Genomic DNA, 26,202 nt, shown 5'->3' with positions numbered 1-26,202 from the left:
TGATTTTGAAGGAGGATTGATTATGGTAAAACTTATTATTTCAGGGCATGGAGAGATTTCAACAGGGATTGTAAGTGCTGTCAATATGATCTTTGGTGAAAACGATAATGTTATTGCAGTTCCCTTTAAAAAGGGAGAAGGATTGGAGGATATAAAGAAACATTATGAAAGTGCATTGAAAAATTATCCGACCGAAGAGGGAATCCTTTTCTTGGTAGATCTTTTCGGAGGAAGCCCATACAATGCTGCCATTCAGCTGGCTTATGGAGATGAGAATATCGACATTGTTACAGGTGTAAATCTGCCGATGGTTCTTGAGGCTCTCGGAATGGCAGAAACAAGTTCTTTGAAGGAACTTGTTGATCACTTAAAGGAGTCTGTTCCAGAGAGTTTCAAAATTTTCTCAGAACAGACTCAGCAATTAGCAAACCAAGAAGATAATGAGGAGGATGATTTATTATGAAAATTACAGTAGCTCGAATTGATGACAGATACATTCATGGACAAGTGTTAACTAAGTGGATCAAGTTACTTCCAGCTGAAAGAATTATTGTTGTTAGTGACGAAGTGGCAGAGGATCCTATGCGGAAAACATTAGTTTTATCTGTTGCTCCTTCAAATGTAAAAGCAAGTGCAATTACACCGGAAAAAATGGGGCGGGTTTTCCAAAATCCAAAATATGCTGAAACAACGGCAATGCTTCTTTTTGGAAATCCAGCTGAGATAGTTGAAGCAATTGAAAGCGGAGTTGATATAAAGACCGTCAATGTTGGTGGAATGAGGTTTGATCCAAAGAAAACACAAATCACCGAATCGGTCAGTGTTGCGCCAGAAGATGTGGAAGCATTTAAAAAATTGAGTGCTATGGGAGTCAAGCTGGAATTGCGGCAGCTGCCAGGAGATTCTAGTCAAGATTTCGCAAAAATTTTGAAACAAAAAATCTAACTTTCTGAAGGAGGAATTATTGTGAATATCATACAGATTATTTTAATATTACTTGTTGCTGGGATTGCAGGAATGGGTTCTGTTCTTGATGAGGCTCAAACTCATCGTCCCTTGGTTGCTTGTACATTAATTGGACTTATTCTAGGAGATGTTAAAACAGGTATTATTTTAGGCGGGACACTCGAAATGATGGCCTTGGGCTGGATGAATGTTGGATTAGCAATGGCACCAGATACAGCCTTAGCATCCGTCATTTCAACATTATTAGTAATTAATACACATACAAGTATTGGTGAAGGAATTGCAATTGCTGTTCCGCTGGCAGCAGCTGGACAGGCGTTGACAATTTTTGTAAGAACGATCGTTGTTTTCTTTGTTCATAAGGGCGATGATTTTGCTCAAAAGGGAAATTACCGTGCAATTGAGTGGATGCATGTCATTGCTTTGGGCCTGCAGGCACTGCGTGTTATGATTCCAACGGGAATTGTTTTAGCGCTCAGCACTTCAGCAGTTGAAGGAGTCCTTAAGTCAATTCCAACTGTGATTACAGGTGGTTTGCAAATCGGTGGGGGCATCATCGTTGTAGTTGGTTATGCAATGGTTATTAACATGATGGATGTTCCTGAATTGAAACCATTCTTCTATCTCGGGTTTTTATTCGCAGCATTCACTAAGTTTAACTTAGTAGGTTTTGGGGGCCTCGGATTGATTCTTGCATTATTATATCTTCAACTTGAATATAGTGGCAAAAATAACAACTCTCAAGCTGCAGTTGCCAGTGCGGGATCTAGTCAACAAAGCAATAGTTCTGCTGATGATGATCTAGATGATGATTTGGATGATTAGGGGGATTTTAAAATGCAAACAATACAAACTGGACAAAAGAAAGTTGCACTGACTAACAAAGATCTTAATAGTATGTTTTTCCGTTCATTGTTTTTGTTAGGTTCTTTCAACTTTGAACGTGCACAAAATATGGGATTCTGTTTTGTAATGATTCCAGCAATAAAAAGATTATATAAACCAGGCAAGGAACGAAACGAAGCTCTTGCTCGTCATATGGAATGGTTTAACACTCATCCATGGCTAACAGCACCTATATTTGGGGTGACAGCCGCCATGGAAGAGGAAAAAGCCAACACTGGAAAAGTTGATGAAACGGCGATTGCGGCCATGAAAATTGGATTAATGGGGCCTTTAGCGGGAGTGGGCGATCCACTGTTTTGGGGAACATCTCGTCCAGTACTTGCGGCTTTAGGGGCAGGTATTGCAATGACAGGTAGTATTATTGGACCGCTCCTGTTCTTTGTACTAATCAATGCAATTCGTCTTACATGTAAATGGTATTTCCTGCGGTATGGGTACACTAAGGGAAGCGAAATTATACAGGATATGGCTGGCGGTCGTATTAAGAAGTTAACGGAAGGTGCCTCGATCGTTGGATTGTTTGTTATGGGGGCTCTGGTTTCAAAGTGGACAACGATCAATATTCCGATTGTAGCAACAAAAATCAATGGTAAAACACAAACCGTGCAAGACATATTGGATTCGGTTATGCCTGGTATGCTAGCATTGATATTGACACTTTTCGTTTCATGGTTGCTGAAAAAAGGTGTTAATCCACTGTTAATAATTTTTGCAATCTTCGGATTAGGTATTTTAGGAAAATGGCTCGGGTTCTTAGGTTAAATTAAAGTTGATTATTGAAAAAGCTAAGAGTAATTTGTAATAGGAAAAATTACTCTTAGCTTTTTATGGTAGTTGAATAAGCGTTGGGAGGAAGGGTGATGGGTCATGGTAAATAGTGTGAAATTAGTGGTCAGCGATGTTGATGGGACAATTTTAACCACGAGGCAAACTATAACTGCAAAATTGAAAAGGGTGGTAAGCCTTATCAATACTCAAAATATTCCTTTTGTTTTAGCTTCAGCACGTTCCCCGCAAGGCATGTATCCAATCGCTAAAGCGTTGAGAATACAATCTAACCCGCTTGTAAGTTACAATGGGGCTTTTATTTTAAAAATGAACGAAGATAACATAGGATGCCAGCTTAAAAGTCATCCGATGAAAAATGATGCTGTCAGAAGAATAGTTGAGATAGTCAAAAAGCAATTCTCACAGATTTCAGTTAATATTTACGCAAAAAATACTTGGTTTATCGAAAAACATGATACTTGGATACAGCTCGAAAGTGATATTACCAAATTAAAACCGACTAAAATCAGATTTGAAAGTTTGTATGAAGATGAAAAAACGGAGATTCATAAATTACTTTTGATAGGTAAAACGAAAGAAATTCAGGAATTATATAATTATTTAAAAAAAGTTAAATTTGAAGAAATAGCATTTTATCTGTCAAAGGAGAACTACTTAGAGATAGTTGCAACAAATGTCTCAAAAGAGACTGCGCTTAAGGAATTGGCAGCATATTATCAAATAGATACAAAGGAAATTCTGGCTATCGGTGATCAATTCAATGACATTCCAATGTTGAGGTTGGCAGGTATTGGGATAGCAATGGGGAATTCCCCTGCTAAAGTAAAAAAAGTCGCAACATTTGTAACGACCAGTAATGATAATGATGGAGTAGCCAATGCACTAGTAAACTTTATTTTAGAGAAAAGCTAAATCTGCTTATGTGTGAATGTTGACAAAAATCAAATACCGAATCTGCCACCGTGAACATTTGCAACATTTGAAGTGATGATAAAGGCATCAGGATCAATGATATGGACTCTTCTGACGAGTGGACCGTAGCTTTGATCATCCACAACTACCATTAAAATTGCTTTTTGATTAGCACTATAGCCCCCATGGACATCAAAAACAGTCAGACTATGATCCTCTTTCAGAATCATTTCCTGAATTTCGTCCAGTTTTGTTTGACTCATAATATGAAGCTGATATTTATGATCAAGGCCAGCTTCAATATAACGCATAATAAACGAAGTAATCACTAAGGAGAATGCTGCAAGAAAAAAGGCATTGAGACCTGCAACAAAAACATTAAAAAATGTTACAAGAAGGTCAATAGCTAAAAGTGATAGCGGAGCATTAATGTGAAAATGTTTTTTTAAGATCATCGGTGGGACTGTTGTACCACCACTTGAGGCGCCGATGCGATATAAAGTAGCGATCCCAACGGCAAAGGTTGCACCGCCGATTATAACTGCCAGTAAGGAATCAGAAACAATTTTAAAACTAGGTGTGATATACATTAAGACGGGCAAAAGGAAACTTCCGAGTGTTATGTTTCGGACAACCTGTTTATCGAGAAAAATTGCTGCAAAGATAATCATGACGACGTTAATAATTAAAACGGACAATGCTCGGTTAAAACCAAAAGCTGCGTCAAGTAAAATAGCAATCCCAGTTGCACCGCCCGCAGCAATGTTAATCGGTGCATAAAAGAAGTTGATGGAGATCACAATTATTTCTAAGGCAATTATAAGAATAAAAGTGCGAATATATGTTTTATGAATTAGTTTTTTTTTCATTAATAACTCCTTTTGTTAATTAATGGGTACACCTTTAATTCTAGCAAAGGTTTGCATTTTATTCTAGGAATAAACGAATTAAGCGGTTAATTGATAGATATTCTTGGTTAGTATCAAAAAATAAATTGACACTAAAAAAAAACAATGTTAGGATACAATAAATAGTAAATTAGATGTTGATGAGAAGAGTAAATGGATTTCTATTCTTTAAGAGAGCTCTGGTAGGTGCAAATGAGCGAATAGGATAAGTTGAAGATGAGCTCGGAGTCACAATCGGCGGTGTAAGCCAATGATTCGCTAGGATGCGATATAGTCCCAGACATTATTTGTGTCGTTGAGACTGAGATCAGCAATGACTTAGTGAAGTTGGGTGGTACCGCGTTATGACGTCCCTGCAATATTGAAGAATATTGCAGGGACTTTTTTTCTCATTAATTCTAGAATGTTGTTGGTATTTGTTTGTTAGTTAATCAAGGAGGGGTTTTAAATGAGCAAGACAGAACTAAATTTTGAAACATTACAGGTACATGCAGGCCAGTCAGTTGATGAAACAGGTGCCAGAGCGGTCCCTATTTATCAAACAACATCATATGTTTTCAAAGATGCCAAGCAAGCTGCAGATCGTTTTGGTCTCAAAGAACCCGGCAACATTTACAGCCGCTTGACTAATCCAACGACTGCAGTTGTGGACGCACGTGTTGCCGCATTGGAGCACGGGACAAGTGGTGTAACACTTGCAACAGGTGCAGCCGCTGTTACTGCAGCAATTACTAATATTGCTGGACAGGGAGATGAAATAGTTGCTGCCAGCACATTGTATGGAGGAACCTATAATCTGTTTAATGTTACTCTGCCTAAATTAGGGATAAAAACTCACTTTGTTCATTCTGATGATCCAACTAATTTTGCAGACGCTATAAATGAAAACACCAAGGCTGTTTATTTAGAAACGATTGGCAACCCAGACATAAATTTGGTAGATCTAGAAGCAGTTGCTAAGATAGCACATGATAACGGGCTGCTTGTCCTTGTTGATAATACTTTTGCTTCACCATATCTCTATCGACCGCTTGAACATGGTGCAGATATTGTGATTGAATCCGCAACAAAGTTTATCGGTGGGCATGGGACGACCATGGGTGGTGTGATTGTTGAAAATGGAAAATTTGATTATAAGAAGAGCGGGCGGTACCCAGGCTTTACGACTCCTAATAAGCAATACAGTGGATTAGTTTTCGCTGACCTTGAGGGGGGAGCCTTTACGACAAAAGTACGTGCTGAAAGTCTCCGCGATACAGGTGCAGCTATCAGCCCATTTAATTCATTTCTATTGTTGCAAGGTCTAGAGAGCCTTTCCTTGCGTGTAGAACGTCATGTTGCCAATACGAGAAAAATTATTGCTTTTCTAAATGATCATCCTAAAGTTGCATGGATAAAGTATCCAGAGTTGGAAAAAAGCCCATATCATAAGTTGGCTGAACGTGATTTTCCGAACGGAGTTGGTTCTATCTTTACGTTAGGTTTAGTCGGCGGCGAAGAGGCAGGCAAAGGTTTAATTGAGCATTTAAAATTATTCTCACTATTGGCTAATGTTGGGGATGCTAAATCGTTAATTATTCATCCAGCATCAACAACACATGCGCAGTTAAATGAGGAGGAGCTTAAGGAAACAGGAATTACACCTGATTTAATTAGAATATCTGTGGGGATTGAGAATGCGGACGATTTGATTGCAGACTTAGAACAAGCTTTGGAACAAGTTTAAATTGATAATAAAAAAACAAACATTGCTGCATGCGGGTGTGTGTGTTAGATGTATAATGAAAATAGTTTAATTTGCTGAGTACTGGGAACAAAGTTGTGAGCAGCAGATAATCTTGAAAATACAGGAGGAAATAACGCATGAGTAATGCAGCAATGGCAATTCAGGTTCTGCCGCAGGAGAAAGATACTGCAAAATTATTAAAAATTGTTGATGCAGCAATCGCTGAGATTGACACAAGCGGATTATCTTATGAAGTCGGTTCATTTGAAACAACGATTGAAGGTAATTTAGATGAATTGATAGCGTTGATACCGGCTATCCAAAAAGCTTGTGTTGCTGCAGGAGCAGAAATGATTAGCAATTACATCAAGCTTAGCTATGCTCCTAAAAAACATTTGTTAACAACAGATGAAAAATTACACAAATATCGAAAAAATAACTAAAGCTGGTCGATTTCCAGAAAGTATTAAATTCGTATCTTAATGAAATAATAGGGGTTATGGCAAAAGCTGAGATATATCTCAGCTTAAACCATGACCCCTATTTTAATGAATCAGTATCAGTTAGTAACTAATTTATAAATTGACTGTGTATGCAAATTAATATCAGTGTAAAATGATATTACGGCGAATTAATGTTTAGGCATAGCTGCAATTAAACGTGCAATATTTTCAGCAGTTTGTTCGATATCTTTGCTACCATCAGCGAAAGCTTGTTTCAAGGATTTGGCACCGGAAACAGTAGCGAAAATTGCATCAATGCCATCTTTTTGATAGAGATCATTAACTCTTTTCCCGATATTTCCTGCGAGTGCGATCACTGGTGCATCCGGAGTAACTTCCTTAGTTGCAAGTGCGACGCCATAGGGAGTTTTTCCAAATTTAGTTTGAAAATCAATCCCACCCTCGCCAGTAAAAACAAAATCAGCATTTCGAGCTTTTTCTTTTAGCTGGCTGTATTCGACAACGATATCGATTCCTTTGGACATCTTAGAGTTAGTAAAAGCCAATAATCCCGCACCAAGTCCACCGGCTGCACCAGCTCCCGGAAAATCTGCCAGATTTTTTCCAAGTTCTTTTTTTATAATAGCAGCGTAGTGTTCTAGATTTGAATCTAAAATTTGCACCATATCAGGTGTCGCGCCTTTTTGTGGACCAAAAACAGCCGATGCACCGTTGGAACCAATCAAGGGGTTAACGACATCAGATGCAATTAAGATCTCTGTGTGTTTTAGACGCTTATCTACATGACTGATATCGATATGGTGCAATTTTCCAAGTTCACCGCCCCCAAAAGAAAGCTCATTATCATTACTGTCTAAGAGCTTAACACCGATGGCCTGTGCCATTCCTGCTCCACCATCATTTGTGGCACTTCCGCCAATACCTAGGATGATTTTTGAGACTCCCTTATCTAAAGCATCGATGATAAGTTCACCTGTTCCATAGGTGGTTGTTTTTAAAGGATTCTGAGTTTCTTCATCGATATAACCTATACCGCTGGCTTCAGCCATCTCAATGACGGCAGTTTTTCCATTACCCAGAAGACCGTATTTGGCTGTAACCTTATTTTTGAGAGGGCCAACGACTTTTTTTGTTAATAGCTTGCCTTTTGTGGCATCGACTAAAGACTGGACTGTTCCTTCACCGCCATCCGCCATAGGGACCAGTGTGCATTCGGCTCCTGGAAAGACTTTGGTTATACCCTGAGCAATTGAATCTGCGACTTCTTTTGCAGTTAGACTCCCCTTGAATGAATCGGGTGCGATTACAAATTTCATAACTATACCTCCTGTATTTTACATAATTATAAGTGTAAGAAACCATACATAATAGTAGCGGCAATCATAGCCGAAGCCCCAACGATTGCTTCATATAGTATAGCGCGTGAACGTTCTTTAATATTCATATGCATTGCATTCGCAGTGACGTGGAAATAGTTGCCATGTGGTAATTGATCGATAACGATTCCGCCGGTGTGAATCATAGCTGCAGCTGCTAAAGGAGTAACACCAAAGCCAAGAATGGCTTTAGAGAAAGAACCTGTTGCTAAAATAACGCCAGTTGATGTTGAGGCAGACGCTGCTGCCATCAAGACACCAGATATTGGTGCTAGCAGAATTCCAGAAATGTGTCCCATATTGATAAGATCAATTATCTTAGCTGGGAGATTTGATGAGGTAATTGTTGCTCCGATCGTACCTGCTCCAATCAAGATCAAGACAACATCTGTCATGCGATCAATACCTGACTTAGCATAACTCTTTATTTGTTTTCCTTGTTTCATTGCTAGAGCCCCAGCAATTGCTGCAATAGGTAAAACATACATCGCATCAAGGTTCAGTTTAGTTAAAAATGTAATATGAAAAATAGAACCAATTGGATTTAGAAGAAGGAGTACAATTGCAAGGACAGGTGTCACCAAAGACGATTTCAGAGAAGGAAATTTCTTGTCCGTTGGAACAGAAGTCAAATTTTCTAAGTCGGCGTCAAGTATGGCAGCTCCCTTATGTTTAAGCAAACTAGCGATAATGACCGTTGCCAATAGCGCAAACAGAGCGGGAATAAAGTCAGCAATCATGACCTGACTTAGTTCCAGATTAAAACCTTTTGCAGCTGCAATTGTATTGGGGTTCGGTGAAATAATGTTTCCAGCTTTTCCGCCACCTGATAATGCGACCAATAGTGCTAGTTTTGAAATGTGCATTTTCTTACCAACTTCAAGGGCAATGGGGGCAACTATTAAAACTGCAACAGGGATGAAAACGCCAACAGCAGTAATCACCATGGTTGCTAAAGCAAGTGATAAAATAGCAAAACGATCACCTAATTTTGTAACGATAGCTCTAGCTAATGTGTCAGCAGCTCCTGATTCCATCATGACACCGGCGAGCATTCCGGCTGCCAAAACACGAAGAACTGTCCCCATAACACTTTGCGAGCCTTTTATCAAAATGTCTAATGTTTGGACGAGATTGGCTCCACCAAGCAGCGATCCGATAATAGCACCCAAGATAAGGGAATAGACAGGATTAAGTCTTCTAAGTATTAATATAATAGCAATTGCTAAGCCAGATAAAGCCGCCCACCAAGAAATAACTAATGATGAATCCATAAAAAATGTTCCTCCTTTTTAATTGTGAAAAAATTATAAAGCACATGAATATTATTCTAGAGTGTTATATTCCAAATTACAATGGTTTCTAAATAAAAAAATAAATTATGAGTTGTTTTTTGAAAAATTTGCTAGCTTATTTTATTTTTTATATTAAATATTATAAATTATGTTTACTAAAGTGCACCCATCTACTAATTGATTACTCAGAGCGAGCATAATTAGACTTTAAGATAAGATGCGCAACAAATTAATTGAATAAATAAAGAAAATTCTATAAGATAGGATATATACCGAATGTTTGTTCCGCTTTCTAACGAGAGTATCGTTGGCAAGTAAGGATAGTTTTAAGAATATAGGCAGCTAATTGTCTTTAAAAGAGGCAGTGGCTGTTTTTATAATGTCTTGCTTAACCTTATGGAAGTTTAGGATAACCTTTTTTAACTTAAATGGAAAAAACAGCGATCATTCGATTATTATGAATGTTCGTGCAGGTGTGGATAAGTAAAAACGCAGTGTGTAAATCTAAGTAATACACACATGGATAGCGTTTCGGAAGGTAGTCTGATTATGGGAATACTAAAACCGTATTTAAAAAACAACTTTAGTTCAATAGTTGGGGCTGTTGGGGCTGTTATTGTATTGGCAGTGAGTTCATTATGGCAGCCAAGACTTCTGCAAAACATCATGAAAGCAATAATTTCAGATGATACAGCTGCTGTCAGAAACTATGGGATACAGCTGATTGTACTGGCAGTTATAGGCATTATTGCAGGAATTATCAGTACATATTTTTCTGCAAAGATCGCCCAGTCTGTTACCACAGATTTGCGAGCAGATCTGTACAATAAAATTCAAACTTTTTCATTTGGAAATATTGAAAAATTTTCGTCTGGAAGTCTGGTTGTTAGATTAATAAACGACATGAATCAAGTGCTGAACTTAATAATGACCATTTTTATGCAACTTTTTCGCATTCCAATTTTGTTTGTGGGAGCTTTTATCCTTGGCATTATGACAATTCCGCGTCTTTGGTGGATTGAAGTTTTGATGGTTATTTGTATTTTAGGACTTTCAGGACTCGTTTTTTCAAAAATGGGTCGTTTCTTCTCGAAATTCCAGAAATGGATGGATCGGTTGAATACAATTGCTCAGGAATCAATGCAGGGAATCAGAGTTGTAAAGTCATTTAATCAAGAAAAAAATGAAATAAATAAATTTACTGCATCGTCTGATAGTATTCAAGGCCTGCATCTTAGCATAGGGTATTTGTTTTCACTTATGATCCCGGCATTCACACTCATTTCAAATCTTATGATTCTGCTAGCTATTTATTTTGTTGGAATAGGAGTGACAGATCATCCGAGTGATTTAGCAGCGATAGCTTCATTTATTTCATATCTGATGCAGCTGATGTTTGCTATTATTATCGGGGCAATGACGATGATGATGGCATCTCGTGGATTAATATCTTTAGGAAGAATCAAGGAAGTTTTGGAAACACAGCCGGATGTTGATTATAAAACGGGTGCCCCAAAGGAAAAATTGGATGGTAGTGTCGAATTTAGAAATGTTTCTTTTTCTTATCCAAATTCCGATGACCTTTCCTTACACGACATTAGTTTTAAAGTAAAACCGGGTGAGACGGTTGGAATTGTTGGTGCTACTGGGTCAGGGAAGACAACTATGGCACAATTAATACCGCGATTGTACGATCCTACCGAAGGTACGGTTTATGTTGGAGGAAGTGATCTGAGGATGGTAAACGAGTCTTCTTTGCGTAAAGCGGTCAGTTATGTTTTACAGCGTGCAATTCTTTTTTCAGGAACGATTGCTGAAAATCTCAGACAAGGTAAAAAAGATGCTTCGGAGAAAGAATTACGCTGGGCTTCTGAGATTTCACAGGCGGCAGAATTCATCGATCATTATGAAGATGGATTCGAACATAAAATTGAAGAACGATCCGCCAATCTGTCAGGTGGGCAAAAGCAGCGACTATCAATAGCGCGTGGACTTATCGGAAAACCGCAGATTTTGATACTGGATGATTCAACATCAGCTTTAGATGCAAAATCTGAGAAAAAAGTTCAAGAAGCCTTAGAACGAGATTTGAAAAAAACAACAGTTTTTATAATTGCTGAAAAAATTGCGTCTGTTCTTCAAGCGGATAAAATATTGGTTTTGGACAAGGGAAGATTGGTTGCGGTAGGAAACCACAAAGAATTATTACAAACTTCTCCAATTTATGAAGAAATATATGATGCACAAGTTTCAGCAGATAACAATAAGCGAGGTGAGTGACAGATGAGCGACATGAAGAAATCTTTAAAATATTTTGCAGTCAATTTAAAAAAATATTGGAAGGGATTGCTCTTGGTCATTGTTCTAACAATCATTTCAACATGGTTTCAGGTTAAAGCACCAACCTACATGGGTGACGCGATTACTGAATTGAGCAAATATTTAACTAAGTATTTAAATCCAGCCACTCGTTCGCAAGCGTCTTTAGGTTATTTTTATAATGCATTGTGGGCACTACTATTCTTTAATTGTATGAACGTGGTAACAATGTTAATTTCGAGTCTCTGGACGTCACGGATCAATGCTCTTTCTACTAACCAAATGCGGATTGGGTTATTTGGTAAACTACAGAGGATGACAGTCCGGTATTTTGATCAGCATCAGGATGGAAAAATTCTATCGTTGTTTACATCTGATTTGGATAATATCTTTAATGCGATGAATCAAGCTATTTTTGAACTTATATCTCAAGCAGCACTTTATGTAGGCACGATTTGGATTATGTTTTCTTTAAATGTGAAAATGGCACTGGCAACTGTTGCATCAACCCCACTGGTTATTATTGTGGCTTTATTTATTGTGAGGAAAGCTAGATATAACATTGATATGCAGCAAGAAGAGATTGGAAAGCTGAATGGTTATATCAATGAACAAATCAATGGTGAAAAAATAATTATAACGAATGGTTTGCAAAAACAATCGTTGACAGGGTTTAAAGAAAAAAATGAAAAAGTTCGTAAAGCAACTTTCAAAGGTCAGTTGTATTCAGGATTATTGTTTCCACTTATGCAGGGGTTGTCACTTTTGAATCTTGCGATTGTAATTGCCTTCGGATCGTGGATGGTAGTGAATGACAATATTGAAAAAGCTGTTGGTCTTGGATTAATTGTAATGTTTGTTCAGTATTCACAGCAGTATTTTCAGCCAATTACACAAATTACCTCAATGTTTTCAATGCTGCAATTAGCGCTGACGGGTGCTAAGAGATTGTCAAATGTGCATTCTCAACCAGAAGAAAAAATTAATGCTGCTGAACAAGAATTAGATGGAATAAAAAAAGGTGTGGAACTGAAAAATGTCCATTTTGGATATGATGAGAATAAAGAAATTCTCCATGGATTGGACATTCGGGTTGAGAAAGGCAGAATGGTCGCACTTGTTGGCCCGACAGGTTCAGGAAAAACGACGGTTATGAATTTGTTGAATCGATTTTACGACATTACTGATGGTAAAATTATATTTGATGATAATGATATAAATGAGTTAAATCTCAGATCATTGAGAAAGAATGTAGGAATTGTGCTGCAGGATTCGGTTTTATTCACAGGAACGATTGCTGAGAATATTAAATTTGGAAAACCTGATGCTTCACATGAAGAAATGGTATCTGCAGCTAAACAAGCACATATCCATGAGTTTATCAATTCATTACCTGAAGGCTATGAAACAAAGATAAGCGATGCTGATTCATTATTTTCAACGGGACAAAAACAACTTATCAGTATTGCACGAACGATTTTGACTAATCCTCCGTTTTTGATCTTGGATGAAGCAACCTCCAATGTTGATATGGTAACAGAAGAAAAGATCCAAAAAGCGATGGATAATGTTATTGCTGGAAGAACTAGTTTTGTTATTGCACATCGGTTAAAAACAATTATTAAGGCAGATGATATTGTTGTTCTCAAAGATGGGAACATTATAGAAGAAGGAAATCACCAACAACTATTAAAAGAAAAAGGATTTTACTATGAACTTTATACTAATCAGATGGTGTTTGAGTAAGATCTAGTTTATTTAAAGTTAATTTCATAAGAAATAAAGAAGCTGAGAGCCGTAGCAAAAGTTATTCTGGCCTAGCTTCTTTTTTTATCCTATATTATACGAATTAATACTTCTTAAGGATTATTCTTGCTAAAACCAAATATTTTCATAATCTGCTGTTAATGTCCAGGATTTAATGACTATTAGTATATTTTCTTTAAGCCTAATTTAAAAGCGTATATTACAAGGGATATGTTCTAAAAGTCCAGCAGTTTGTTATAGACCTTTAAGCTAATTAATTAGGAAGAATGAGATTTATTAGTTTGTTATAAAAATTAAATATTATTTTTTTACATTTTATAAACGTAGTTTTTTTGATAGTATTATCTTGTTGCGAAAAATTATATACTGCAATATTAGAGTAATAGGTTCTGACACTTGTTGTTCAATTAGAATATGATTAAGGGAGAAGAAGATGAAACACTATAAGATTTGGCGTCTAAATTTAGGTTGGCAGATTTTAATCGGATTAATTTTAGGTATTATACTAGGAGTTGTTTTCTATGATAATCAAACTGCAACTACAGCCATGCAAAATATTGGAACGATGTTTATTAGTTTGATCCAAATGATAGTTTTGCCAATCGTTGTTTCTTGTTTGGTAGTGGGAATTGCAAACATGGGAGACATCAAGAAATTAGGACGTGTTGGCGGTAAAACTTTAATTTATTTTGAGCTTATGACAACTATCGCAATTATACTTGGATTAATTATAGGCAACATATTTCACCCGGGCGATTACATAAATGTGCATCAATTACACGGACAAAGTATCAGTCAGTACGTTGAAACTGCTAAAACAGCCAAAAATAGCGGTGTTTGGTCTATTTTTATGGGAATAATCCCGACAAATATTTTCAAAGCACTAAGTTCAGGTGACATGCTTCCAATTATTTTTTTCTCAGTATTTTTTGGTTTGGGAACTGCTGCGATCGGAGAAAAGGGTACTATCATTCTCGATTTTTTTCGAGCAGTTTCAGAGGTAATGTTTAAAGTTACAAATTGGGTTATGAAATCTGCACCAATTGGTGTGTGTGCATTAATTGGTGCGACGGTTGCTCAAATGGGGATTAATGCTTTAGCTCCTCTAGGATATTTTATTTTGCTCGCATACGCAACGATGGCTATTTTTATAGTAGTTATTATGGGTCTGGTGGCTAAATTATTTAAATTGAATATTTGGCATTTACTTCATGTTATCAAGGACGAGATGGTTTTGGCCTTCTCAACAGCGAGCTCCGAAGCAGTCTTACCTAAAATCATTGATAAAATGAATAATTTTGGTGTTAGTCAAGGAATAGTTTCTTTTGTTGTGCCAACAGGCTATACGTTTAACTTGGATGGATCTGCAATTTACCAGTCGCTGGCAGCGCTCTTCTTAGCACAAGCATACGGAATTCATTTATCTATCGGTCAGCAGATAACTTTAGCTGTAGTTTTAATGATTACTTCAAAGGGCATGGCAGGCGTTCCTGGAGCATCGTTTGTGGTCTTATTAGCAACGGTGTCTTCCATTGGTGTACCTATGCAGGGATTGACATTCATTGCAGGAATTGATCGGTTGGTAGATATGGGTCGAACGGTTGTTAATGTTGCAGGAAATTCTTTAGCAGCTGTAATCATTGGAAAATCAGAAAAAGAATTTGATGAAGAGAAGAGTCAAAAATATTTAGCTTCCTTAAAAATATCAAAATAAACTTGATTTTAATTTGCGAGATATAATTAAATTAATATGATAAAGAGCGGTAAGTTAAGACGATTGATAGCAAAAGATGATTTTTGCTATTAATCGTTTTTTGTGATGATGGATAATTTATTATTCATTTAAAAAAAGAAGTTTAGATGGTAAAATTTTTTGATCTTGGTGTATGAATAAAATATTTTTTTGTGCTAATATATTACTTGTTAGCATTGAAAATAGTTATCATTGTGAAGAGCATTAAATCATATTAATAGGGTATGCTATTAATTGAAAGGAAGGATTAGAAAATTGAAAAAGCACCAAAAGGGGATGCTTGGTCCTGTTTTAGTGATTATTGTATTGGTTGGTGCCGGAACATACATTGGTGGATTGACATTTACAGGAAATCTGCAAAAAGTACCGTTCGTAAATGAAATTGATCGTTTTATGGATGGGAGTTTGTCAAATAAAACAAATAAAACCAAAGAACCAAAAAAGGTTAATCATGTTAAAATGAATGTCCCATTGCTTAATCAATTAGATGATCCTACTTTGTACAATGGGTGTGAAGTTACTTCCTTAGCCATGTTACTGAATTACTATGGCATTAATGTTACGAAAAATGAGCTGGGAGAAAAAATAAAAACTGTCCCGATGAATTATGATAATGGACAGCATGGCAATCCAAATATAGGCTTTGTGGGAGATGTTACAGGATCAGATCCAGGACTAGGAGTTTACCACGGGCCGATTACCGATCTTGCAAAGAAATATTCTGATAATGTTACAGATATTAGTGGTCAAAGTTTTAATAAAGTTATTGAAGAACTGGAAGAAGGGCATCCCGTTTGGACGATTACAACTGCATCTTTTGCAGCAGTTGACGATTTTCAAGATTGGGACACACCACAAGGCAAAATTAAAATAACATTTTCTGAACATAGTGTAGTAATTACGGGATTTGATAGAAAAAATAATCTGATTTATATTAATAATCCATATGGTAAGAAAAATCAGGCCGTTAGTTGGAGTGATTTTGAAGAAGCATATAATCAAATGGGGAAACAAGCGGTTTATATTAATACTGATAAGTAAGTAGATATTACAAATTAAAATCAATGAGGCCTGTGACAACTTTTTTTGCCGCAGGCCTTTTTATGGATTAAGAAAATTGTTGGTAATTGTAGAGATTTTTGCGATTAAATAGAGTTACAGTAAATCATGTTTTAAACCTAGAACTATTATGAATTAGTTACACTCAAATTTTCTCTATTTTGGGTCATTTCTTTTTATGCGTAAGTAAAAAAGCTCCAAGCCGAATATTTATCCGACTTGGAGCTTTTTTAAATAAACTGATTTAGTTGAAACCTATTTTAGTACCAACCTGTTTCTTGTGAATGTTTTTGAGCATTTGCCCATGAACCGTAACGGCTTTGAACATATTGATCAGCTACGGCTTCTTGGTTAGCTGCTGAATAATCACCATTCAAATAAGATTTTGATAATTGGTATTTACCATAATATTGACCATTTGTTGCTGAGTAACTACCACCTGATTCGCGGTTAGCAATCCAAGCTTTAGCAGCTTCTTCTGAAGAACTAGAAGTTGTCGTACTTGTTTGCTGTGTACTCTGTGCTTGTTGTGAACTAGCAGAGGAAGCTTGTGCTTGGCTGCTTTGTGTTTGCTGTGAACTAGCAGAAGAAGCTTGTGCTTGACTGCTTTGTGTTTGTTGTGAACTAGCAGAAGAAGCTTGTGCCTGACTGTTTTGTGTTTGTTGTGAGCTAGCAGAAGAAGCTTGTGTTTGACTGCTTTGAGCCTGTTGCGAGTTAGCAGCAGGTGCTTGTGGTGTTACAGTATTTGAAGTAGTTTGTGTAGAAGTTGTCTGTGTAGCACTGTTTGAACTTCCCCCAACTTCAAGTTGTTGACCAACAAAGATTAAGTCAACGTTTGACAATGTGTTTGCTTTTTCAATTGCAGAAACCGTCGTGTTATTTTCTGATGCGATATGAGAAACTGTATCCCCAGCTTTGACGGTAACTGTATCAGCGTTTGCAGCGATGGTGCCAGCTGTTAAAATTCCTGTTACAGTTGCAGCTGACAATAAAATTTTCTTAATATCCATATTTATATATTCACTCCTGTGATTTTTGCCAATGTGGTATTTACCACAAATTCTTTCGACCACGTTTGATCGATTCAACAGTGATTAGTATAACTGGTGAATATAACAACAAAGTAGCAGTCAAATTACTATTTCTTGCTTTTTCGTAATATTTTTTCATATTTGTAATATTTCGTAATATTCTTACTAAGTATTTAATAATTGGAGATAGAGGTAATCCTTGACATAACAACTACAAGGCAATTTTTTGATTTGAAATATAAATATGACAAAAAAAGTGTTTTGAGCGCAAAAAAAGTTCTTTTTTTTTCGAAAAAAAAGAAAAAAAGTACAAAAAAACATTTGACATAGCAAATTTAAGGGTAAATATCGACAAATATGACAAAAAAAGGCCTGCTTTGAAACAATTAATGGCGTAATTTTTGAAAAAAACAATGAAATTAATTTTTTAGAGAGAAATATAAAGAACATACAACGTAGATTTTAGTTTTAATCTGTAGTTTTCTCACTAATAGGTCTCAAAATTCACTCATTCTTACCTGGCTGCGAATTATTTACGCAGTTTTTCGTTAGTAATCAAAATTTATCGGTTCCTAGTATGCTTTTTGCAAAATGCTGATGAGAGGAGTGGAAAATAATTTTTTTAAGTGTGACTGCTGAAAGAGAGAATGAAATATTATATAATTTAAGGCGAAAGAAAGTGGAGGTGCGTCAATTGGGTAAAATACTGTTGGTGAACGCAGGAAGTTCTTCTGTGAAGTGGAAATTGTTTGAATCTTCTAATGAAGAAATAATTGCAAAGGGTCTTGTTGAACGGATAAATATGCCAGGCTCAATCTTTGAAGTTGCATATGGGGCAAAAAAATATTCGGAAACTATTGATGATCTTTCTTACGAACGTGCAGCTGCGATGATTTTTGAGAAACTCAAGAATCTCAAAATTATCGCACATCTATCTGAAATAGATGGTATCGGGCATCGTGTGGTAGCAGGCGGACAAATCTTTAAACACGCTGTAAAAATAACAAAAGACAAGCTGCATCAACTGAAAGAACTAAGTGATTTTGCGCCGTTGCATAATCCGACGGAAATCGAATATATTGAAATTATGGAAAAAACATTACCTACGATTCCACAATATGCAGTTTTTGATAGTCAATTTTTCACATCTCTTCCAGAAATGAATGCCATTTACAGCATTCCATATGAGTACACAAAAAAATGGGGTATTAGAAGATACGGTGAGCACGGTATAAGTCATGATTATATTTCAAAACGTGCAGCTGCATTGTTAAAGAAACCACTGTCTTCTTTTAAAATGGTAACATTGCACTTAGGCAGCGGGGCATCTGTTGCTGCTGAGAAAGATGGGAAAGCATTTGATACATCGATGGGTTTTACTCCTTTGACTGGATTAACTATGGGGACTAGAGCCGGCGATGTTGACCCTTCGATAATTCCGTATCTAATGAAGAAACTTGATTTAACTGTTGAACAGACGTTAAAAATATTCAATACTGAATCAGGACTTCTTGGACTTTCTGGAATTTCACCTGATATGCGCGATTACGCTGCTCATCAGGATAATCCTCGTGTTAAATTAACTGTTGATATTTTTGTTAATAGAATAGTTAAGTACGTTGGAAGTTACTTTGCTGAACTTGGTGGTTTAGATGTTTTGGTCTTTGCGGGGGGAATTGGAGAAAATAATGCTAAATTACGTAGTGAGATAGTTGCTAAATTAGCAGCACTTGGTTTAAAAATCGATCCGCAGTTAAATGAGGCAGGCAACGAAGGGATTATTTCAAGTACTGATTCGAAAACGACAATAATGTTAGTGCCGACTAATGAAGAATTATCAATGGTTAGACAAATCAAGAAAGTTTTAGAATAGTTTAACTTGTGAATGAGCTTAGAAAAAGCAAGTGTCAGAATGTTTTTTTACTGACACTTGCTTTTTTGAGAACAAAAGTGTCGTGGTATAATTGTGCACGAACGAATGTTTGATAAGATGTGGGGGATTATAAATGAGATTTTTACATACAGCCGACTGGCATATTGGAAAGAAACTGCACGGTTTTGATCTAGCTGAAGAGCAGATCGATGCTTTTGAACAAGTAAAAAAAATTGCTTTGCAACAAAAAGTCGACGCAGTGGTAATAGCTGGTGATCTTTATGATCGATCTTTGCCAAGTGAACTGGCGGTTGAACAATTGAATCAGATGATTATTGAATTGAATTTAAAGTTAAAAAAACCAATTTTAGCTATTAGTGGAAATCATGATTCAGCAACAAGACTGAACACAGGGCATGAATGGTTTAAAGCAACTCAGTACTATTTAAGTACGAATTTAGTAGAAGCTTTGCAGCCAATTGAGTTTGAAGATACACAGTTTTTTTTATTGCCTTACTTCCAACCTTACCAAGCTCGTAATTTATTTGAAGATCCGACATTAGTTGAAGTGAATACTGCATTGAAACGAATAATCAAAGAAATGAAAATGAAATTTAATCCATTAAAAAAGCACATTTTAGTAGCACATTTTTTTGTTGCGGGGAGTTCAAAAACGGATTCTGAGACAAAAATAGAAGTAGGGGGCTTGAACGCTGTGCCGGCAGAATTATTATGTGATTTTGATTATGTGGCATTGGGTCATCTACATAATAAGGATGCACTGAAAGAAGAGAAAATAAAATATAGCGGTTCGCTGCTCAAGTTTTCTGCTTCGGAAGCAAATTTGAAAAAGGGGGTCTGGATAGTTGATACGGATCCCTTTAAGTGTACATTCATTCCATTGATTCCACTGCGGGATGTTGTTGTACTGACGAATTCGTATCAGGAACTGATCTCGCCGAAAACGGCTAAGCAAATTCCACGTGAAACCTATGTGGCAATCAAGTTAACGGATAAAGCGATTATTCCTGATGTCATGAACAGCTTACGGAACTATTATCCACGAATTATAAGTTTAGAACGTGCATATGGTAGAGAGGATAACGATGCAGAAAAGGAAGATGTTAATCTGAATTTGGACCCTATGGAGTTGCTAACTAACTTTTTTCATGAAATAACCGATGAGGAACTTTCTTCTGAACAAAAGAAATGGGCTGCAGAAAGTCTGGGCACTCTTGAAAAGGAGGCAGACTTATGAAACCATTGAAATTAAAATTGGAGAATTTTGGGCCGTATGAGGAGCAAACAATTGATTTTGAATCATTTGAAGAAACACCGTTATTCTTAATTAGCGGAAAGACGGGCAGTGGAAAGACTACGCTTTTTGATGCGATGTGTTTTGCGTTATTTGGTAAAACTTCTGGGATGGATCGGCAACCGGAACAAATGCGTTCAGATTTTGCTAAGGCGACAGAAGCAACTAGTGTTGAGTTTGAATTTGAACATCACGGGAAAACATACAGTATTGTGCGGCAGCCTAAGCAGATTTTAGCAAAGAAACGTGGAAAAGGAATGCATGAAAGTAATGCTAAGATTGAACTAACTTTTAAAGATAATGATGGAAAAGAGAAAGTATTGACTAAAATGTCCGTCGTCAATGTATTTTTGAAAGATCTTTTACACCTAACAGCAGAACAATTCACACAAATTATTTTATTGCCACAAGGAAAGTTTAGACGCTTTCTTACTGCAAATAGCAATGACAAAGAAGGATTATTGCGCGAATTGTTTGGAACATTCTTCTACCACCGGTGGTCAGAGGATATTCAAAAGCGTGCGAGACAGATTATCCAGGCAAATGAAGAACAGAATCAAACTATTAAAGTGTTGCAGTCTCAAATTCAAGGACTTGATAATGATGGGAATGTGGTCCAATGGCTTAAAGATCTGAACGAACGTGTCAGTGATGAAGCGAGCGCGGTTCAAAAAGGTTCTGAAGATGTAATAAACCAAAGTGAAACCGTCGAAAAAATGGCTTCAGATTATCGTGAAAAATGTCAGTTGCACGAAGACCTAATTAAAATAACAGAATTAAAAGAACAATACGAGAGCCTCAAAGGCCGAGAAAAAAGCATCAATATTTTAAGGGGAAAATTACTGAAATTAGAATGGGTAGAGAAAAATAAAGATTTGTTCTCTAGCTTGGAGTATTCACGAAAGAAAAGCACAGATTTAGAAAAAATGATAAGTGACAAAAAGAAAGCATTGCAACAGAGTAAAAGCAGAAGTATTGAGAAAAAAAGCGAGCAAATTTTATTACAGCGGAAATCAGAAAAAATGAATAAGCTGCGTGTTTCTGTGATGGAAGGAAAAGGACAAGCAGAGCTCTTTAAAAGGGCAGAGGTTTGGCGAGCAAAATGTACTGAGTTAGCAAGTAAATTGAGTGAAGAAAAAGAGAAATTGGAAACTTCGCAAAAAAAGTGCATATCTATAGAAGAAACTCTTGCTAAAAAAGAAAAAAAGGTAGAAAAAAAGGATGTTCTAAATGAAGAGACATTGCTGCTCCAGCAAGAGACAGCAAAGCTAGCTGAAGAACAAGACCAGTTAGCAGCATTGAGTAAAATGCATACAGAAATGATTCAGAAGAATTCAGAACTGCTTAAATTTGAAAAAAACTTGGAAAAAGCTTACCAAGAGTATCAAGATGCACAGAAACTTTATTCTCAATTAGATAATGATTTTGCTTTAACGCAGATTCAGCGGTTGAGTCAACATTTAAAAGCAGGTACTCCGTGTCCTGTATGTGGATCAATGACACATCCTGCACCTGCAAAAGTCGAGTTGGTAAGGGATATTACGGAATCAAAAGTAAAAGAAGCACAAGAAAATGCAAAAAAGGCAGCTGATATTTATCACTCATACAAGGGAGAATATCAGGCTAAAAAGGATCAATCTGGTATAGAAAAAAACAAATACCGAAAACAATATGAAAAGGTTACTAAAATAGTAGTGGGTTCATTCAAAGGTGAAATTCTTATTGATCTCGCGGACCTTCTTGAAAAGAAGAGAGACAAAATACTGCATAGAAAGCAAAAACTTGAAGTTGAGCAAGTTGAAATCGGTGAGGCAACCCGAGAAATCAAAATTTTGCAAAATAAAAATCAAAAATTACAAAAAATAGTAGAGCAGACTAAGGATAACATTCATGAAATCACTGTTGCACATGCCAAAGTCAAAACAACAATTAAACGTTTGATTGAACAGTTACCAACAAATTTTAAAACTTTAGCAGATTTGCAAAGTAGTATGGAAAAACAGCAGACAGAAGTAACAGAATATGATGTCAGAGTTAGAGAGCTACAAGAAGAAGTTGAACAGGCTGCGCTATCTGTTACTGCTTTAGAGACAAATATTCAAAATTACCAGCAGCAGTTCAGAGATGAAGAAAAAGTAAAAAATCAATTGTCTAGCAAAGTACAATTTTCAGTTCAAAACTGTGATTTTGCAGTTGATAGTGATTTTATTGAAAAAAGTTTAAGAGAATTAAGCAAAGCAGTAAATTATCGGGATGGAATAAAGGATTATGAAGAAAAGCTGTTAACTATAAAAACAAAAACAGAGCAACTGACTGAACGAACAAAAAATTTAAAAGATCCTAAACTTGAAGAATTAAAAAAGAAATTATTAATCGAAAAGGAAAAGAGAGATACGCTCGTTGATACAGTTGCGAAGTATAAACAAACCTACCAAAGTGATAAAAACATCTTTGAGCAGGTATCTTCCATGTGGAACAGTCAGCAAAAGAAATTAAAAAAATTAGCTTCATGGAACCAATTGGCGGAAGTTATGAATGGAAAAGGAAGATTAAAATTAAGTCTTGAGCGTTATGTTTTGAAAAGCTATCTGTCTAAGGTGTTATTAATCGCAAATGGTCATCTAGCAAGGCTGTCTCAAGGCCGATATGCGTTTAAATTAGATAAGAACAACGGGGCATACGCTACCGATACAGGACTTGAAATTAATGTTTTCGATGATAATACCGGCAAAGTTAGAAGCGTGCATACTTTATCAGGTGGAGAAAGTTTTATAGCAGCTTTAGCACTATCTCTAGCATTGGGAGAGGTGTTGCAGAATGTGAATGGCGGTTCAAATATTGAAGCACTTTTTATTGATGAAGGTTTTGGCTCGCTAGATGAAGAAGCTTTGGAAACCGCATTGGAAGCTTTGCAGACAATTGAAGGGGCTAATAGATTGTTTGGTATTATTAGCCATGTCGGTATTTTGCGTGATAAAATTCCAGATCAAATGCGAGTTCTATCTAACAATGGGCATAGTACCATTGTTTATGAACATAAATTTTAAAAATTATCATTTGGTATTCTTTAAATTTTATTACATTTAAATGAAATTGAGTTTTTATTATAGACAGTTTTGAATTTTTTAGAGTATAATACTATATCGAGAATGATTATCAATTACGGTGTGAAGTATATAGGAGGATTGTAAGTGATGGTACAAGAGCAGAAAACACTATTGGCTGCTGCTGATAAGTTGAAAGAGTATAAGATAAAAAACACACCTCAAAGACAAGTAATACTGTCTTATTTGATGACATCGCATGATCATCCGTCGATTGAGATGATTTTTAATTATGTAAGAGGCAATGGTTTTAGTGTCAGCCTAGCAACCGTATATAATACATTACAGCTGCTGATTGACAATAATTTGATTATTGAGATAGCGGCGGATAGCGGCGGACATATGCGCTATGATTATTTTGAAGTTCCACATTATCATGTAATTTGTGTGAACTGTAATAGGATCGTTGATGTGTTTGATGATGAGTACAAGAAAAATGAAAAAAATGCACAGCTTGAAACGGGATTTCAGGTTTTTAACAGTCAGTATGAGGTCTATGGACTGTGTCCGGAATGCCAAGAAAAAATAAAGCAAAATGCGTAGCGAGCGATAGTGCTATTGACTTTTTGATGAGAATAGCATATATTATTTTCCATAAACAGCGTTGAAACAGAACAGTAGGGAATTAGTCAATGTGCAAGAGACTTGATGGTGCTGAAAATCAAGACATACTAATGAACGAATTACACTGTGGAGCTGAGATGGTTCATCTCTATATCGATGAATAGAGCTGGCTATTTTTTGGCAATATGGGTGGTAACGCGGAATTGATTATTCGTCCCTAATACTTTTTAAGTATTAGGGACTTTTTGTTTTATTATTAAATAGGAGGTACAGCATGAATATTATTGATGAATTAAAATGGCGTGGAGCAGTTAATCAAACTTCTGATGAGGAAGGGTTGAAAAAGTTAACAGAAGAGAAGTCGATTGGAATTTATTGTGGTGTTGACCCGACAGGCGATAGTTTGCATATTGGACACTTAATTCCCTTTATAATGCTTAAAAGATTTCAGATGGCAGGACACCGTGCGCATATTCTGATTGGTGGTGGAACTGGTTCAATTGGTGATCCGTCTGGGAAAAAAGCGGAACGGGTATTACAATCGATGGAACAGGTGCATCACAACGAACAAAGACTCACTGACCAAATGGAGCACTTGTTTGGACGAGATAATATTACAATCGTAAATAATCATGAATGGTTGTCGCAGATAGATCTGTTAAGTTTTTTACGAGATTACGGTAAACTTTTCAATGTTAATACGATGCTTAATAAAGAAGTTGTTGCCAGTCGCCTTGAAGTTGGAATTTCCTTTACCGAGTTTACGTATCAGATATTACAATCTATTGATTTTTATCATCTTTACAAATACAACGATGTACAACTTCAGATCGGTGGCGGCGATCAATGGGGGAACATCACAGCGGGCATCGATATGATACACAAAATAGAGGGGAACAACGCTAAGGCTTTTGCATTAACAATTCCATTAATGCTTAAGGCTGATGGAACTAAATTCGGAAAGACTGAAGGAGGCGCAATTTGGTTAGATCCGGAAAAGACAACACCATATGAATTTTATCAGTTTTGGCTGAATCAAGATGATAGGGATGTTGTGAAGTATTTGAAATATTTCACTTTCCTAGATCATGAAGAAATTGATGGGCTTGCTGAGAAAGTGAAAAATGAGCCAGAAAAAAGAGAAGCGCAAAAGCGTTTGGCTGAGGAAGTGACATCGTTTGTACATGGAAAAGATGCTGTTGAACAAGCAGAGCACATTTCAAGAGCACTTTTTTCTGGAGAGGTTAAAGATTTAAACGCTGAGGAAATTGAGCAGGGTTTTAAAAATATGCCAACAGTCGAGACATCAATAGTTAAAGAGAATATTATTGAATGGTTAGTAAATACGAAAATTGAAAAATCTAAACGTCAAGCAAGAGAAGATGTAACGAATGGTGCTATCTATATTAATGGAGATCGTATCCGTGATTTAAATTTTGAAGTTGACCCAGCAAAGGCATTCGAAGGTAGATTTGTCATTGCGCGCAGGGGCAAAAAACGCTATTTCTTAGCCAAAGTAGTTGACTAAAGTCACGAGAAAACTGGCACATAGTGAACACCGTTTTGGGGTACGTTAATTCGTAACAACACGAAGTTAGAAAAGGACTGAGTCAAAAATTATCTTTTGACTCAGTCCTTTTTATGTTTCATTGGATAGATAATTAGCTGCCTTAAATTTAATTTATTTGAAGACAGAAATATTTTTGAATAAGCATACCAGGGGGATTATCCGAACATAAAGGTATGGACAGGCGATGTGCAGAAAAAATTGTGGTTAATTAATGATAAATGATTACTATTTTAAATGATTATTCGCTTTTTACAAATGTCCTTTTTAAGGTACAATTATTTGAAAAAAAAAATAAAAAAATATGCTTGACGTATACTGGATACGGGCGTATATTAATAAATGTTGTTGATTGATTCAGCGACGCAAACAAAAAAATAGTTGACATAGCATTTAATAAATGTTATAGTTGAAGAGCCGATTGGAACCGTAAGGCTTGCAATTAGCTTGATGTAGATCTTTGAAAACTGAACAAAGTTTCGACGAATCAAATGTGTAGGGTCTCCTA

At 36.3% G+C, this 26,202-nt stretch carries 20 protein-coding genes and 1 other annotated feature; of the genes, 16 read left to right on the top strand and 4 right to left on the bottom strand.

What is annotated here, in order from left to right; genetic code table 11:
* Positions 1-22: 22 nt before the first annotated feature.
* The 5 genes from FD20_RS08530 (at position 23) to FD20_RS08510 (ending at position 3,573) form a co-directional block, all read left to right on the top strand.
* Positions 23-463 (top strand): PTS sugar transporter subunit IIA, encoded by a 441-nt coding sequence (locus tag FD20_RS08530; protein ID WP_057737696.1) that lies wholly within the window; start codon positions 23-25, stop codon positions 461-463.
* A complete protein-coding gene (locus FD20_RS08525; protein ID WP_057737694.1) occupies positions 460-945 on the top strand; it encodes a PTS sugar transporter subunit IIB in 486 nt (161 codons plus the stop codon). The genes FD20_RS08530 and FD20_RS08525 overlap by 4 nt, the downstream gene beginning before the upstream one ends.
* Positions 946-966: 21 nt before the next feature.
* Positions 967-1,791: a PTS mannose/fructose/sorbose transporter subunit IIC gene (locus FD20_RS08520; protein ID WP_057737692.1), complete on the top strand. Its 825-nt coding sequence runs from the start codon at positions 967-969 to the stop codon at positions 1,789-1,791.
* A 12-nt stretch (positions 1,792-1,803) separates the two neighbouring features.
* Positions 1,804-2,634 carry a PTS system mannose/fructose/sorbose family transporter subunit IID gene (locus FD20_RS08515; protein ID WP_057737690.1) on the top strand — a complete coding sequence of 277 codons (831 nt, stop codon included), beginning with the start codon at positions 1,804-1,806 and terminating at the stop codon, positions 2,632-2,634.
* 105 nt (positions 2,635-2,739) lie between these two features.
* Positions 2,740-3,573, top strand: a complete 834-nt coding sequence (locus FD20_RS08510; RefSeq protein ID WP_057737688.1) for a Cof-type HAD-IIB family hydrolase — start codon at positions 2,740-2,742, stop codon at positions 3,571-3,573.
* A gap of 29 nt (positions 3,574-3,602) precedes the next feature.
* On the opposite strand, the gene FD20_RS08505 is transcribed toward FD20_RS08510, so the two are convergent.
* Positions 3,603-4,442, bottom strand: coding sequence for a YitT family protein (locus tag FD20_RS08505; protein WP_057737686.1), 840 nt, complete (start codon positions 4,440-4,442; stop codon positions 3,603-3,605).
* Between the two features lie 487 nt (positions 4,443-4,929).
* On the opposite strand from FD20_RS08505, the gene FD20_RS08500 reads away from it, so the two are divergent.
* Positions 4,930-6,207 (top strand): O-acetylhomoserine aminocarboxypropyltransferase/cysteine synthase family protein, encoded by a 1,278-nt coding sequence (locus FD20_RS08500; protein ID WP_057737684.1) that lies wholly within the window; start codon positions 4,930-4,932, stop codon positions 6,205-6,207.
* Positions 6,208-6,344: 137 nt separating this feature from the next.
* A complete protein-coding gene (locus FD20_RS08495) occupies positions 6,345-6,650 on the top strand; it encodes a thiamine-binding protein (RefSeq protein WP_057737682.1) in 306 nt (101 codons plus the stop codon).
* 188 nt (positions 6,651-6,838) lie between these two features.
* Here FD20_RS08495 and FD20_RS08490 read toward each other — a convergent pair whose 3' ends face one another.
* Entirely contained in the window at positions 6,839-7,987 is a 1,149-nt protein-coding gene (locus FD20_RS08490) for a glycerate kinase family protein (RefSeq protein ID WP_057737680.1), read from the bottom strand.
* Positions 7,988-8,013: 26 nt separating this feature from the next.
* Complete coding sequence (locus FD20_RS08485) at positions 8,014-9,321, bottom strand: GntP family permease (protein WP_057737677.1); 1,308 nt, start codon at positions 9,319-9,321, stop codon at positions 8,014-8,016.
* Positions 9,322-9,891: 570 nt separating this feature from the next.
* On the opposite strand from FD20_RS08485, the gene FD20_RS08480 reads away from it, so the two are divergent.
* From FD20_RS08480 to FD20_RS08465, 4 genes are all read left to right on the top strand, one after another.
* A complete protein-coding gene (locus FD20_RS08480) occupies positions 9,892-11,622 on the top strand; it encodes an ABC transporter ATP-binding protein (RefSeq protein ID WP_057737676.1) in 1,731 nt (576 codons plus the stop codon).
* A gap of 3 nt (positions 11,623-11,625) precedes the next feature.
* The gene (locus FD20_RS08475) at positions 11,626-13,407 is read left to right on the top strand and encodes an ABC transporter ATP-binding protein (protein ID WP_057737674.1); all 1,782 of its coding nucleotides are present in this window, start codon (positions 11,626-11,628) and stop codon (positions 13,405-13,407) included.
* Between the two features lie 454 nt (positions 13,408-13,861).
* Positions 13,862-15,142 (top strand): dicarboxylate/amino acid:cation symporter, encoded by a 1,281-nt coding sequence (locus FD20_RS08470; RefSeq protein ID WP_057737672.1) that lies wholly within the window; start codon positions 13,862-13,864, stop codon positions 15,140-15,142.
* Between the two features lie 315 nt (positions 15,143-15,457).
* Positions 15,458-16,222 (top strand): C39 family peptidase, encoded by a 765-nt coding sequence (locus FD20_RS08465; RefSeq protein WP_057737738.1) that lies wholly within the window; start codon positions 15,458-15,460, stop codon positions 16,220-16,222.
* Positions 16,223-16,500: 278 nt separating this feature from the next.
* Here the strand turns inward: FD20_RS08465 and apf are convergent, their stop codons facing one another.
* Positions 16,501-17,250: an aggregation-promoting factor gene (gene apf, locus FD20_RS08460; protein ID WP_057737670.1), complete on the bottom strand. Its 750-nt coding sequence runs from the start codon at positions 17,248-17,250 to the stop codon at positions 16,501-16,503.
* Positions 17,251-17,965: 715 nt separating this feature from the next.
* On the opposite strand from apf, the gene FD20_RS08455 reads away from it, so the two are divergent.
* The 5 genes from FD20_RS08455 (at position 17,966) to tyrS (ending at position 25,655) form a co-directional block, all read left to right on the top strand.
* Positions 17,966-19,144 (top strand): acetate/propionate family kinase, encoded by a 1,179-nt coding sequence (locus FD20_RS08455; protein WP_057737668.1) that lies wholly within the window; start codon positions 17,966-17,968, stop codon positions 19,142-19,144.
* 133 nt (positions 19,145-19,277) lie between these two features.
* The gene (locus tag FD20_RS08450; RefSeq protein ID WP_057737666.1) at positions 19,278-20,402 is read left to right on the top strand and encodes an exonuclease SbcCD subunit D; all 1,125 of its coding nucleotides are present in this window, start codon (positions 19,278-19,280) and stop codon (positions 20,400-20,402) included.
* Positions 20,399-23,506: an AAA family ATPase gene (locus tag FD20_RS08445; RefSeq protein WP_057737664.1), complete on the top strand. Its 3,108-nt coding sequence runs from the start codon at positions 20,399-20,401 to the stop codon at positions 23,504-23,506. The genes FD20_RS08450 and FD20_RS08445 overlap by 4 nt, the downstream gene beginning before the upstream one ends.
* Positions 23,507-23,653: 147 nt before the next feature.
* Entirely contained in the window at positions 23,654-24,106 is a 453-nt protein-coding gene (locus FD20_RS08440) for a Fur family transcriptional regulator (protein WP_057737662.1), read from the top strand.
* Positions 24,107-24,158: 52 nt separating this feature from the next.
* Positions 24,159-24,349: a binding site (T-box leader), on the top strand.
* Between the two features lie 52 nt (positions 24,350-24,401).
* Entirely contained in the window at positions 24,402-25,655 is a 1,254-nt protein-coding gene (gene tyrS / locus FD20_RS08435; protein WP_057737660.1) for a tyrosine--tRNA ligase, read from the top strand.
* Positions 25,656-26,202 lie beyond the last annotated feature (547 nt).

This window comes from Liquorilactobacillus uvarum DSM 19971 (assembly GCF_001434935.1).
Lineage (GTDB): Bacteria > Bacillota > Bacilli > Lactobacillales > Lactobacillaceae > Liquorilactobacillus > Liquorilactobacillus uvarum.
The sequence above is the reverse complement of the archived record's forward strand: the minus strand, read 5'-3'. Positions and strand labels throughout refer to the sequence as shown.

What these genes read in the sequence shown, in the direction of transcription:
- FD20_RS08530 (WP_057737696.1), top strand. Translation starts at nt 23, where the DNA reads ATGGTAAAACTTATTATTTCAGGGCATGGAGAGATTTCAACAGGGATT.
- FD20_RS08525 (WP_057737694.1), top strand. Translation starts at nt 460, where the DNA reads ATGAAAATTACAGTAGCTCGAATTGATGACAGATACATTCATGGACAA.
- FD20_RS08515 (WP_057737690.1), top strand. Translation starts at nt 1,804, where the DNA reads ATGCAAACAATACAAACTGGACAAAAGAAAGTTGCACTGACTAACAAA.
- FD20_RS08510 (WP_057737688.1), top strand. Translation starts at nt 2,740, where the DNA reads ATGGTAAATAGTGTGAAATTAGTGGTCAGCGATGTTGATGGGACAATT.
- FD20_RS08505 (WP_057737686.1), bottom strand. Translation starts at nt 4,442, where the DNA reads ATGAAAAAAAAACTAATTCATAAAACATATATTCGCACTTTTATTCTT.
- FD20_RS08500 (WP_057737684.1), top strand. Translation starts at nt 4,930, where the DNA reads ATGAGCAAGACAGAACTAAATTTTGAAACATTACAGGTACATGCAGGC.
- FD20_RS08495 (WP_057737682.1), top strand. Translation starts at nt 6,345, where the DNA reads ATGAGTAATGCAGCAATGGCAATTCAGGTTCTGCCGCAGGAGAAAGAT.
- FD20_RS08490 (WP_057737680.1), bottom strand. Translation starts at nt 7,987, where the DNA reads ATGAAATTTGTAATCGCACCCGATTCATTCAAGGGGAGTCTAACTGCA.
- FD20_RS08485 (WP_057737677.1), bottom strand. Translation starts at nt 9,321, where the DNA reads ATGGATTCATCATTAGTTATTTCTTGGTGGGCGGCTTTATCTGGCTTA.
- FD20_RS08480 (WP_057737676.1), top strand. Translation starts at nt 9,892, where the DNA reads ATGGGAATACTAAAACCGTATTTAAAAAACAACTTTAGTTCAATAGTT.
- FD20_RS08475 (WP_057737674.1), top strand. Translation starts at nt 11,626, where the DNA reads ATGAGCGACATGAAGAAATCTTTAAAATATTTTGCAGTCAATTTAAAA.
- FD20_RS08470 (WP_057737672.1), top strand. Translation starts at nt 13,862, where the DNA reads ATGAAACACTATAAGATTTGGCGTCTAAATTTAGGTTGGCAGATTTTA.
- FD20_RS08465 (WP_057737738.1), top strand. Translation starts at nt 15,458, where the DNA reads ATGCTTGGTCCTGTTTTAGTGATTATTGTATTGGTTGGTGCCGGAACA.
- apf (WP_057737670.1), bottom strand. Translation starts at nt 17,250, where the DNA reads ATGGATATTAAGAAAATTTTATTGTCAGCTGCAACTGTAACAGGAATT.
- FD20_RS08450 (WP_057737666.1), top strand. Translation starts at nt 19,278, where the DNA reads ATGAGATTTTTACATACAGCCGACTGGCATATTGGAAAGAAACTGCAC.
- FD20_RS08445 (WP_057737664.1), top strand. Translation starts at nt 20,399, where the DNA reads ATGAAACCATTGAAATTAAAATTGGAGAATTTTGGGCCGTATGAGGAG.
- FD20_RS08440 (WP_057737662.1), top strand. Translation starts at nt 23,654, where the DNA reads ATGGTACAAGAGCAGAAAACACTATTGGCTGCTGCTGATAAGTTGAAA.
- tyrS (WP_057737660.1), top strand. Translation starts at nt 24,402, where the DNA reads ATGAATATTATTGATGAATTAAAATGGCGTGGAGCAGTTAATCAAACT.